Annotated in this window: 9 protein-coding genes; 6 read left to right on the forward strand and 3 right to left on the reverse strand. The window is 74.6% G+C overall.

Going from position 1 to position 11,327, the window contains the following annotated elements:
• On the forward strand, positions 1 to 1,008 hold a 1,008-nt coding region (locus tag ABWU78_RS20590), incomplete at its 5' end, for an RNA polymerase sigma factor (protein ID WP_439159361.1).
• Between the two features lie 96 nt (positions 1,009 to 1,104).
• Here ABWU78_RS20590 and ABWU78_RS20595 read toward each other — a convergent pair.
• Positions 1,105 to 3,378, reverse strand: coding sequence for a prolyl oligopeptidase family serine peptidase (locus ABWU78_RS20595; RefSeq protein WP_439159362.1), 2,274 nt, complete (start codon positions 3,376 to 3,378; stop codon positions 1,105 to 1,107).
• A 292-nt stretch (positions 3,379 to 3,670) separates the two neighbouring features.
• On the opposite strand from ABWU78_RS20595, the gene ABWU78_RS20600 reads away from it, so the two are divergent.
• The gene (locus tag ABWU78_RS20600) at positions 3,671 to 4,672 is read left to right on the forward strand and encodes a type IV toxin-antitoxin system AbiEi family antitoxin domain-containing protein (protein WP_253052150.1); all 1,002 of its coding nucleotides are present in this window, start codon (positions 3,671 to 3,673) and stop codon (positions 4,670 to 4,672) included.
• A 49-nt stretch (positions 4,673 to 4,721) separates the two neighbouring features.
• Here the strand turns inward: ABWU78_RS20600 and ABWU78_RS20605 are convergent, their stop codons facing one another.
• Both ABWU78_RS20605 and ABWU78_RS20610 read right to left on the reverse strand, forming a co-directional pair.
• Positions 4,722 to 6,851 (reverse strand): cytochrome c oxidase assembly protein, encoded by a 2,130-nt coding sequence (locus tag ABWU78_RS20605; RefSeq protein WP_439159363.1) that lies wholly within the window; start codon positions 6,849 to 6,851, stop codon positions 4,722 to 4,724.
• A gap of 68 nt (positions 6,852 to 6,919) precedes the next feature.
• Positions 6,920 to 7,435 carry a PPOX class F420-dependent oxidoreductase gene (locus ABWU78_RS20610; protein WP_253052146.1) on the reverse strand — a complete coding sequence of 172 codons (516 nt, stop codon included), beginning with the start codon at positions 7,433 to 7,435 and terminating at the stop codon, positions 6,920 to 6,922.
• Between the two features lie 250 nt (positions 7,436 to 7,685).
• Here ABWU78_RS20610 and ABWU78_RS20615 point away from each other — a divergent pair, with 250 nt between their 5' ends.
• The 4 genes from ABWU78_RS20615 to ABWU78_RS20630 are packed head-to-tail and all read left to right on the forward strand — an operon-like array spanning position 7,686 to position 11,197.
• On the forward strand, positions 7,686 to 8,684 hold the full coding sequence (locus ABWU78_RS20615) for an AAA family ATPase (protein WP_047231854.1): 999 nt from the start codon (positions 7,686 to 7,688) through the stop codon (positions 8,682 to 8,684).
• Between the two features lie 32 nt (positions 8,685 to 8,716).
• The gene (locus ABWU78_RS20620; RefSeq protein WP_439159364.1) at positions 8,717 to 9,619 is read left to right on the forward strand and encodes a DUF58 domain-containing protein; all 903 of its coding nucleotides are present in this window, start codon (positions 8,717 to 8,719) and stop codon (positions 9,617 to 9,619) included.
• Positions 9,606 to 10,109: a hypothetical protein gene (locus tag ABWU78_RS20625; RefSeq protein ID WP_439159365.1), complete on the forward strand. Its 504-nt coding sequence runs from the start codon at positions 9,606 to 9,608 to the stop codon at positions 10,107 to 10,109. The genes ABWU78_RS20620 and ABWU78_RS20625 overlap by 14 nt, the downstream gene beginning before the upstream one ends.
• Complete coding sequence (locus ABWU78_RS20630; protein WP_253052138.1) at positions 10,103 to 11,197, forward strand: vWA domain-containing protein; 1,095 nt, start codon at positions 10,103 to 10,105, stop codon at positions 11,195 to 11,197. Before ABWU78_RS20625 ends, ABWU78_RS20630 begins: the two co-directional genes overlap by 7 nt.
• Positions 11,198 to 11,327: the final 130 nt, after the last annotated feature.

Here is an 11,327-nt window from a genome sequence, read left to right on the forward strand (position 1 = left end):
GGAGTTCAGACGTGTGCTCTTCCGATCTCCCGGTCCGCCGCGCCCGGCGGCGGGCCGGGCGCGGCGGGGCGGGCGATCGACGTCGACGACTCGCTCACCCTCTTCTTCCTCTGCTGCCACCCCGACCTGCCGCCCGCGAGCGCCGTCGCGCTGACGCTGCGGACCGTCGGCGGGCTCACGACGGCGGAGATCGCCCGCGCGTTCGGCGTCCCCGAGGCGACCATGACGCAGCGCCTCACGCGCGCGAGGCGGCGCCTCGCCGCGCTCGACCGTCCGTTCGCGACGCCGGGCCCGGGCGAGTGGGACGCGCGGCTCGCCGCCGTCCTGCGCGTCCTCTACGTCGTGTTCACCGAGGGGCACACGGCGACCTCGGGGCCGCTGCTGCGGCGCGCGGACCTGTCGGGCGAGGCGATCCGGCTGGCCCGGACGGTGCACGCGCTGCTGCCGGACGACCCGGAGGTCGGCGGGCTGCTCGCGCTCATGCTCCTCACGGACGCCCGTCGCGACGCCCGGACCGGTCCGCGCGGGGAGCTCGTGCCGCTCGCCGACCAGGACCGCACGCGCTGGGACCACGCGGAGATCGTCGAGGGCGTCCGGATCGTCACCGCGACGCTCCGCCACGGTCTCGTCGGGTCGTACCAGGTGCAGGCCGCGGTCGCGGCGCTGCACGCGCAGGCACCGAGCACGGACGCGACCGACTGGGAACGGGTCCTCGCGCTGTACTCGGTGCTGGAGCGCCTCGACCCGAGCCCGCACGTCACGCTCAACCGCGCGGTCGCGGTCGCGATGGTCGACGGCCCGCGCGCGGGCCTCGCCCTCCTCGACGGCCTCGACGGCGCGCTCGCGACGAGCCACCGCCTGCCGGCGGTGCGCGCGCACCTGCTGGAGCGGGCGGGCGAGACGCGGGCCGCCGTCGGGCAGTACGTCGCCGCCGCGGCGGCGACGCCGAGCCCCGCGGAGCGCGACTACCTCACGCTCCGCGCGGCCCGCCTCCGCGCCCTCCCCTGACCGCCCCGCGGATCACCGGCGTCGAGCACGGGGTCGCTGTCGTCATCGAGCTGATCACGACAGCAGCCTCGTGGTCGCGTGCGGGCTACCTCGTGCTCAGCCGAGCGTCGTCGGCAGCGCCGCGTCGTCCTCGCCCGGGGTGGCGCCGAGCACGTGCTCCGCGAGGAACGCGAGCACGACCTGGTACCAGACCTTCGCGTGCTGCGGCTGGAGGATCCAGTGGTTCTCGTCCGGGTAGAACAGGAACCGGTGCACGGTCTCCCCGTCGGGCCCGGCGGGCAGGCCGGACGAGTCGAGCAGCTCGTACCAGAGCCGCAGGCCCTCGCCGATCGGCACCCGGTAGTCCTTGTCGCCGTGGATGACGAGCATCGGCGTGACGATGTCCTGGACGAACCGGTGCGGGCTGTTCTCCAGCGCCATCTCCGGCGTCATCTCGCGCGCCCAGTAGTACGCGTGGTCGGTCGTGGGGCCGAACTGGTCGAGCGCCCACAGGCTCGCGTGCGTGACGATCGCGCGGAAGCGGTCCGTGTGGCCCGCGACCCAGTTCGCCATGTACCCGCCGAACGAGCCACCCATCGCGGCCGTCCGCGACGCGTCGACCTCCGGGCGCGCCTCCACGGCGTCCGTGATCGCGAGCAGGTCCGTGTACGGGGCCTTGCCCCACGCGCCCCACCCGCGCTGCACGAAGTCCTGCCCGTACCCGGTCGAGAGCGCCGGGTCCGGCAGCAGCACCGCGTACCCGCGCGCGACCATCAGCCACGGGTTCCAGCGCCAGCTCCACGCGTTCCACGAACCGAGCGGGCCGCCGTGGATCCACAGCAGCAGCGGGGCCGGGTTCTCCGCGGACGCACCGTGCGGCAGCGCGAGCCAGCCGCGCACGCGCACGTCGTCGGCCGCGGCGGTCTCGACGTCGACGAGCGTGCCCGGGAGGTCGGGCGTCGCGACCGGCCCGCGCAACGGCGTCGCGGGCACCGGGGTGCGGCCGCCCGCCGCACCGGAGTCGAGGTACGCCCCGACGTCGATGCGCACCGGGTGCGACGGCTCGAGGTAGCTCGTGCGCAGCGCGTACGCCGTCCGCCCGTCGGGCGCGACCTGCACGTCCGTGAAGACGGCGTCGTCGCTCGTCACGCGCTCGGCGGTGCCGTTCTCCGCCGCGCCGTCCGGGGAGAAGGCGACGAGGAAGACCGGCCCACGGCCGTCGTCGTCGGCCGTGACGAGGAGGCCCGAGCCGTCGGGGAGCCAGCGCAGCGACGTCGGCCAGCGGTCCCAGTGCGGCACGAGCGTGCGCGGGGTCGCGTGGTTCTCGGCGCGCGTCGTCGCGGAGTCGTCGTGGTCGACGCCCGCGCCGGCAGGCCCGTCGGGCGCGTGCAGCGGCACGACGGCGAGGCTCTCCTCCGGCGCCTGGTGCGGCGTCGAGATCGTCTCGCGCACGAACGCGACCCACGCGCCGTCCGGCGAGATGCGCGGCCAGTGCGCCTCCGCGCTCGGCTCGTCGACGAGCGTGCGGCGCGCGCCCGTCGCGGTGTCGATCGCGACGAGCGTGTTGCGCACCTGCGGCCCCGGGCCGGCGACCTGCCACGTCGTGACGAGGGTCGTGCCGTCGGCGGAGAGGTCCGCGGAGTGGTCGTGCAGCGCGCGGCCCGGCGCGGACGCCTGCCCGACGCCGCGGGCCACGTCGCGCAGGTCGAGGAGCCGAGGGTCGTGGGGCGCGTCGGTGCCGTCGGACCCGTCGTCGTCGGCCGGTGCCGGGAGCGGGTGGGCGGGCTCGTCGACGAGGGTCGTGAGGTCGCCGACGAACCGGTGCGCCTCGTCCGGGCCGCGGTCGTGGTCCCACTGGCGCACGGGGTACGCGCTGTGGAGGATCGCCGCGACCTTGGCGTCCTTGCGCGCGGCGCGGAGCTCGGCGTCGTGCGCGAGGTCGCGCGCGCTCGGCAGCACCTTCGCCGCGACCGAGACCACCGGTGCGTCCGCCGCGGCGAGCGGGCCGCTCACGCCCGCGGGCGCCGTCGCGACGACGCGCGCCTCGCCGCCCGTCGCCGGGAGCAGCCACAGCGCGGCCTTCGGGTCGTCGTCGGAACCGCCGTCCGGGTCGGGGCGGGCGGACGTGAACAGGACGTCGCCCGCCCCCGTGAACGTCGCGCTCGACTCGCCCTGGGTGCTGCGCGTGAGCCGACGCGCCGGGGCGTGGCCCGCGGGGTCCACCTCCCACAGCGCCGTCCGGTACCCCGTGCGCTGCGGGTCGAGGGTCTGGACGGTCGTGACCAGGCGCGCCCCGTCGGGCGACAGCGCCAGCCCCCCGACCCGCGGGATCGCGAGGTACTGGTCGAGGTCGTGGAACGGATTCGCGGACGAGTCGGAGGTACCGGGCATGGCGGCGTCGTTACTCACCCGTACGTCCTATCACGGCAGCGACCCTCCCTCGCCCCCACCCCGACCTTGCCGAACACGAGGTTGCTGTCGTTCTAGGGCCCAGAACGACAGCAACCTCGTCCTCGACACCGCGCAAGGTCGTGGTCGGGGCGCCCGCGCGCGCCGAGAGCTCGGGCTGTCGTCCCGGGGTACGCGGAACGGGGCCGTCCACAGGGCCCGTTCCGTGATCGCTGTCCACAGCCTGCGCATCCCGCCGGTGCGCGGCCGGGCGCGTCTCTGGTCAGATCCGGAGGTGCGCACACTGACCACGGTCCCGACCGAGCTCCTCGTCCTCGCCGAGCGTCAGGCCGGGCTCGTCTCCGCCTCGCAGTGCGACGCGCACGGTGTGAACGCGAACCGCCGCTCGCGACTCGTCGACCAGGGCCGCTGGCGCCGACCCACGCGAGGGGTGTTCGAGGCGACGCCGGGGCTGTTCGCGCCGTCGGACCCCCGGGTGCACGACCACCGTCGGCGCCGCGCCGCCTGGCTCGCGCTCCTCGCGTACGGACCCGAGGCGATCGCCGTCGGACCGTGCGCGCTCGTCCTGCTCGGTGTCCAGGGGATCAGCACGGGCGTCGTGCCGCAGGCGACGCTCCCCGGGGCACGGGGAGCGCTGCCGCGCGACGGGATCCGGCTGCGCCAATTCGACGACGGGATGACCGTCGTCCAGGTCGACGGCCGCTACGTCGCGAGCCCTGACTGGGCGCTGGCCCAGGCAGTCCCCGAGATGGGTCGGCGGCGCGCCGTCGCGGCGATGGACAGCGTCGGCCATCTCGGGCTCCTCGACGCCGAAGGCCTGGCTCGCGCCCACGACCTGGCCCGTGGGCGGCGGGGTGTCGCGCGGACGCACGCCTGGTGGGCCGAGGCGGACGCACGGTCCGAGTCACCGCTCGAGACGTTCGCTCGCCTCGAGTGCGCGGACGTCGGGCTGGCACCCGACGACCTCCAGGTCGAGGTGGTCGACGACGGCGCGTTCGTCGGGCGTGGAGATCTCGGGTGGCGGCTGCCCCGAGGGCGGTGGCTGATCGGCGAGATGGACGGCACGGACGTCCACGGCTCGCCCGACGCGCTCCTCCGCGACCGCTCGCGTCAGAACGCGCTCGTGACGCACGGCGGGGTGGAGGTCCTCCGCTTCACGGGTCGGGACCTGACGCAGCCCGGGACGAGCCGACCGGGTCGCATGACGACCTCGCTGCGTCGCCACCTCGATCGAGCACGAGGCTCCGCGCCGTCGAACGCGAGGTTGCTGTCGTGATCGGCCCGAGAACGCCAGCAACGTCGTGTTCGGCGGGTAGGGGGTGGGGTCAGTCGTCGCGCTTCGACATCTCCGCGAGCATCGCGTTGTACTCCTGGAGCTCGGCGTCGCCGTCGCGGTCGGCCTGGCGGTCCCGACGCTTGGCCTCGCGCTCGTCGGAGCGCGTCCACATGACCGCGACGACGATGGCGAGGATGAGCGTCGGGAGCTCGCCGATGCCCCAGGCCACGCCGCCGCCGCGCTGCTGGTCGGCGATCGCGCTCGGGCCCCACTCGCGGCCGAGCAGACCGAACCACTCGGGCACGAGCAGCACCTCGCCCGACGTCAGCGCGACGCCGAAGAACGCGTGGAACGCCATGGTCGCGAAGAGCAGGAGCAGGCGCTGCGGGTAGGGCGGGCGGTGCGGACCGGGGTCGATCCCGACGAGCGCGTTGGCGAACAGGTACCCCGCGAGCGTGAAGTGCGCGAGCATCGCGAGGTGCCCGGCGTACGTCGTCAGGGCGTACTCGAACGCGGGCGTGTAGTAGAAGACGATCATCGAGCCGGCGAAGTTCACGGCGGCGACGATCGGGTTCGCGAAGAACTGGCCCACGCGCGACGTCACGATGGCGAGCACCCACTCGCGCGGGCCGCGCGACCCGTCCCTGCGCGGCGGCACCGCCCGCAGGAGCAGCGTCACGGGCGCCGCGAGCACGAGGAAGATCGGCACGACCATCGCGAGGATCATGTGCTGGACCATGTGCGCGCTGAACAGCACGTGCCCGTACATCGCCGGCCCGCCCGACGTCACCCAGAAGAGGACGAGGATGCCGACGCACCACGAGACCGTGCGGCCCACCGACCAGGAGTCGCCGCGCTTCGCGAGGCGGCGCACCCACCGCAGGTAGACGACGAGCGCCGCGACGCACGCGAACGCGGGCAGCAGGTCCCAGCGCCACTCGGTGAACCAGCGCGCGAGCGTCGGCTCCGGCGGCAGCGCGTGCCCGGTCACCTGGTACGCGGCGGAGGTGTCGAGCGGCTCCTCCTGCGGCACCGGCGGCGCGGTCGACCCGAGCGCGACGGCGACGCCGGACACCGCGCCCATGATCGCGAGCTCGACCGCGACGAGGCGCCAGAACAGCCACCGCGTGCCCTCCGCCGCGGCGCCCTTCGCACCCCCGGACGACGTCGCCCCCTTCGCTGCCTTGCCCGACGAGCCCTTCGACGAGCCCTTCGTCGACGCACGGTCGCCGCTCGGCCGCGCGACCGCCGTCGGGCCGGAGAGCCGCCGCACGACGAGCTCGCGGTGCGCGAAGCCCACGGCGCCGAGAACCAGCAGCAGCGCGAGCTTGGTGAGCAGGAGGATGCCGTAGTCGGTGGTGAGGCCCGCGAGCGTGTCGACCCGGATGCTCGCGTTCGCGATGCCCGAGACGGCGACGGCGACGTAGCACCACAGCGCGATCGCGGAGTACCGCGCGACGGACGCCGCGAAGTCCGCACGCCCCAGCCCGCCGCGCACGCGCACGACGGCGAGCGTCCCCAGGCCACCGACCCAGAGCGCCGCGCCGGCCAGGTGGAGGAACATCGACGAGACGGCGAGCTCGTGGCTCACGGCGCCGGCCGCGTGGCCGGTGTTGGCCTGCATCGCGATCGCGACGAGCGCGAGCGCGGCCGTCCACATGGCTCCCGTGGCGCCGCGCACGGCGAGCGCGGCGGCGGACGTCAGCGCCGCGACGACGATGATCGCGAGGTAGTTGCGGCCCAGGCTGACCTGCGAGACGAAGAGGCCGAGCTGGTCGCCGAACGTCGGGCCCGTGATCGGCGTGCTCGAGATCGAGGAGTAGCGCAGCACGACCTGCGCGACCGACAGCACCGCCCACGTCGCGGCCGACGCGCCCGCGACCCCGAGCGCCTTGCGCACGGGCGTCCCGGCGGGCAGCACGCACGCCGCGAGGACGAGCGAGCCGAGCGTCAGCGCGACGGCGAGCTCGGTGAGGACCGTGACGACCGGGGTGCCGAGGCGCGCGAGCGCACCCGGGTCGGGGAAGCCGGCGGGGACGGTGAACGCGGCCGAGAACGCGCCGGCGGCGAGCACCGCGACGACGGCGACGACGACGGCGAACGGTCCGGCAAGGACGAGCCACCACGGGTTCGCGGGTCGGGCGTCCGACGGCGCGCGGCGCAGGGCAGTCGTGGTCACCGGACCAGGGTATCGAGCGCGCGGACCCCTCCGGTCATCGCCTGTTGACGACCGCTCTCACGGCCGCCTCACGGTCGCGGCAGCCGCGCCATCCCGTAGACCCGCGTCGCGCGCAGGCGCAGCACCTGGCGGCGGTCGGCGACCATCGCGCGCCGGAACTCCTCCCAGTCGGGGTGCTCGCTCCCGGAGGCGGCGCGGAACGTCTCGACGAGCTCGTCGGCGGCGTCGTCGTGCGGGTCGAGCGCGACGGCGCTCAGCTCCGCGTCCCCCTCGACGACGGCGTAGCTCCAGAAGTCCTCGGCGCTCACCTGGAGCGAGACGCGCGGGTCGCGCGCGGCGTTGCGGGTCTTGGCACGGTCGGCGGTCACGGAGACGCGCGCGACGCCCGCGTCGGGGTCCCACGCGTAGAGGACGTTGGAGAGCTGGGGGCGCCCGTCCTTCTTGACCGTGGCGAGCACGCCCTGGCGGCGGGCGGCGACGAGCGCGAGGAGCGCGGGCTCGCCGAGGCGGTCGAGGGCGGTGCCGGTGGGGGTGGACAGGGCAGTGGCGGTGGCGTCGGTCGTCCCGACGGCGTCGTGGCTCATGCCGGGCCAACCCCGCGACGCTCGCCCGACATTCCCGACGAGCGCACGGACGCCCCCCGGTGGGGAAGGTCCGAGCCCTCCCCGGTGGGGACCTCTCCCCACCCGGACCTGTGGACGACGCCCGGTCCGACGCGGGCCGCGCTGGCATACTGGGCCGGGTTCGCCGGGGGCTCGCGACGCACCGTCCACACCCCTCCGGCCGCGCACGGGACCACACCCGCACGACCACGCACGACCCGGAGGACGATCGATGGCCGCAGGGCACGGCAGCATCTCGACGCAGGACCTCGACCGCGCGAGCCACCTGCTCAAGCGCGTCGGCCAGGTCTTCGACCAGCGCGTCGTCGGCCAGGACGCCCTGCGCACGGCGCTGGTCAGCTCCCTCCTCGCGGGCGGCCACATCCTGCTCGAGTCGGTGCCGGGGCTCGCCAAGACGACGGCGGCGCAGACGCTCGCGGCCGCGGTCGACGGCTCGTTCCACCGCATCCAGTGCACACCGGACCTCATGCCGAACGACATCGTCGGCACGCAGATCTTCAACTACGCGACCGGCGAGTTCACGACCCAGCTCGGTCCGGTGCACGCCAACGTCGTGCTGCTCGACGAGATCAATCGCTCCTCGGCCAAGACGCAGTCGGCGATGCTCGAGGCGATGCAGGAGAAGCAGACGTCGATCGGCGGCGAGAACTTCGCGCTCCCGGACCCGTTCATGGTGCTCGCGACGCAGAACCCCATCGAGGAGGAGGGCACGTACGTGCTGCCCGAGGCCCAGATGGACCGCTTCCTCATGAAGGAGGTGCTCACCTACCCGACGCCGCCGCAGGAGCTCGAGATCCTCCAGCGCATCGCGACCGGGCAGATGACGCAGCCCCTCACGGCGCAGCCCATCTCGCTCGACGACGTCCGCTTCCTGCGCGGCCTCGTGGACGACGTGTACGTGGACGACTCGATCAAGCGGTACGTCGTCGACCTCATCAACACGACGCGGCTGTCCGGACCACGCCCGATCCCGGGCCTCGACCGCCACGTGCGCGTGGGCGCGTCGCCGCGCGGCGGCATCGCGCTCATGCGCGTGGGCCAGGCGCTCGCGATCCTCGCGGGCCGCGCGTACGTCATCCCGGACGACATCAAGGCCGTGCGCTACTCGGTGCTGCGGCACCGCCTGGTGCGCACGTTCGACGCGCTCGCCAACAACGTGCCGCCTGAGCAGCTCGTGGACGCGGTGTTCGACGCCGTCCCCACGCCCTGAGCGTCCCCCTCACCGTCTCGAGAGAGCACCACGTGCCCGACGTCTCCCGTCTCGCCCAGGTCCGGGCCCGGCTCGACCTCCCGGTCGCGCGCCGGGCGTCCGGCCTGCTCGAGGGACGGCACCGGTCGGTCTTCAAGGGGCACGGCCAGGACTTCGACGACCTGCACCTGTACGCGCCCGGCGAGGACGTCGGCGACATCGACTGGAAGTCGTCGGCGCGCGCGGGGCTCCCGATCATCCGCCGGTTCGTGCGCGAGTCGAACCTCAACCTCGTGCTCGTGGTCGACACCGGCCGCACGATGGGCGCGACCGCCCCGAGCGGCGAGACCAAGGCGGAGATCGCGAGCTTCTGCTGCGCGCTCGTCGCGTACCTCGCGCGCGACCGGGGCGACCGTGTCGCGCTCGTCGCGGGCGACGCCCGGCGGCTCGTCCAGCTCCCGCCCCGCGCGAGCACGCAGGACCTCGAGGTGCTGCTGCGCACGGTGGAGGACCTGTGGCGGCCCGACGCGCCCACGAGCGACCTCGCGCGCCCGCTCGACCGCGCCCGGTCCGCGTTCCGGCGCCGCTCGCTGGTCGTGGTCGTGACCGACGAGGCGCGCCCGGGAGCCGAGCACGAGCAGCTCCTGCGGTCGTTGCGCGTGCGCCACGAGGTCATGGTCGTCCAGGTCGCGGACCTGTCCCCCGTCGGCGCGGGTGCGGGGCCGCACGCCACGGGCGAGGTCGCGGACGTGGACGGGACGCTGCGCCTGCCGGCGTTCCTGCGCGGCCGGGCCGCGCTCGCCGCGTCCGCGGCCCAGGCCCTCGCCGCGCGGCGGGCCGAGGTCGCGGAGCGCCTGCGCGCGCTCCAGGTCGAGGGCGTGCTCGTCGAGGGGTCGGACGACGTCGTGCAGCGGTTCGTCGAGCTCCTGGGGAGGCAGAAGCGTGCCCGTCGATGAGCTCGTCGACCCCGTGGGCTACTCGGGGTGGTGGACCGTCCTGGGGATCGTGCTGATCCTCGCGGCGGCCGCCGTCGTGTTCCTCGTGATCTGGCTGACGCGCGCGAGCGCGGCGGAGAAGGCCGTGCCGCCCGCCGCGCCCCTCCTCCCCACCGGCCCCTACGACCCGTACGCGGCCCTCCGCGCCGAGTACGAGCGACGCCTCGACGTCGTCGCCGAGCGCTACCGCGCCGGCGAGCTCGACGAGCGCGCGCTGCACCTCGCGCTCTCGGCCGAGATGCGCGGCTTCGCGACCGGTCGGCTGGGACAGGACGCGTCGTCCATGACGCTCTCGGAGATCCAGCAGATCGGCGAGGCGGGACGCCTCACGCAGGTCATCGCGCGGTACTACCGGCCGTCGTTCGCGGACCACGACAACGACCCCGCCGCGCGCGCGACCGACGCGGAGGACTCGATCGACCGTGCCCGATCGGTGGTGCGCGGATGGTGAGGCACGCGCTCGCGACGAGCACCGCCGTCGTGCCCGGTCCCCAGGGCGCGTCCATCCTGTGGCCGTGGCTGTGGGGCGTGCTCGTCGTCGCCGTGCTCGCCGCCGGCGTGGTCGCCTGGTGGCTCGCCCGGCACCGCCGGAGACGTGACGCCGACGCCGACGTGCTCTGGGTGGCGAACTCCGACTACCTCGCGCGCGTGCCGGCGTTCGCCGCGTGGGTGCGGCGCTACCGCGTGCTGCAGGGGCTCACGGCGGCGGGGCTGCTCGTCGCCGTCGTCGGGGCGGGCGCCGTCGCGGCACGCCCGGTCGAGACGGACGTCGTCGTCGACCGCCTCGGCACGCGCGACATCGTGCTGTGCCTGGACGTGTCGGGCTCGATGATCGAGTACGACGGCGCCGTGCTCAAGGTGTTCCAGGAGCTCGTGGACAACTTCGAGGGCGAGCGGATCGCGCTGTCGATCTTCAACTCGTCGTCGCGCACGGTCTTCCCCCTCACGGACGACTACACGCTCGTGCAGGAGGAGCTCCAGGGCGGCATCGACGCGCTCGACAAGGACCCGTCGACGTTCGACTACACCGGCGGGTCGGACGACGCGGAGATCCTCGAGTACGCGCAGTTCACCGCCGGGACGACGGCGAACCTCTCCGGCGCGAGCCTCATCGGCGACGGGCTCGCGAGCTGCGCCCTCCAGTTCGATGCGGAGGACACCGAGCGCTCGCGCTCGATCATCCTCGCGACCGACAACTACGTCTCGGGCGAGCCGATCTACACGCTCCCCCAGGCCGCCGACCTCGTCGCGTCGCGCGACATCACGCTGCACGGGATCTTCGGCGGGTCGCAGCGCTACGAGGGCACCCCGGAGGAGAGCGAGTACCGCAGCACGGTCGAGGACGGCGGCGGGCTCTACTTCCTCGCCGACGACCCGGCCGCGGTGCAGGGCATGGTGGACGACGTCGTCGCGCAGCAGGCCGTCGAGCTCGACGCGTCGCCCGAGGTGATCGTCACGGACCGGCCCGCGGGCTGGTTCCTCGTCGCGGTCCTCGGCGTCGCGCTGCTGCTCGTGGTCGCGTGGCGGGTGAAGGAGTGACGGACCGATGAACCTCGCCGGGCTGACCCTCCAGCCGCTCGTGCCCGTGTGGGCCCTGGCGCTGCTCGTCCTGCCCCTGCTCGGCCTCGCGGTGTGGCAGGCGGTCGTGGCGAGCGCCCACACGGCCGGC

Origin of the sequence: Cellulosimicrobium sp. CpK407 (assembly GCF_051844275.1) — a bacterium.
Lineage (GTDB): Bacteria > Actinomycetota > Actinomycetes > Actinomycetales > Cellulomonadaceae > Cellulosimicrobium > Cellulosimicrobium cellulans_G.

What these genes read in the sequence shown, in the direction of transcription:
- ABWU78_RS20595 (WP_439159362.1), bottom strand. Translation starts at nt 3,378, where the DNA reads ATGCCCGGTACCTCCGACTCGTCCGCGAATCCGTTCCACGACCTCGAC.
- ABWU78_RS20610 (WP_253052146.1), bottom strand. Translation starts at nt 7,435, where the DNA reads ATGAGCCACGACGCCGTCGGGACGACCGACGCCACCGCCACTGCCCTG.
- ABWU78_RS20615 (WP_047231854.1), top strand. Translation starts at nt 7,686, where the DNA reads ATGGCCGCAGGGCACGGCAGCATCTCGACGCAGGACCTCGACCGCGCG.
- ABWU78_RS20630 (WP_253052138.1), top strand. Translation starts at nt 10,103, where the DNA reads ATGGTGAGGCACGCGCTCGCGACGAGCACCGCCGTCGTGCCCGGTCCC.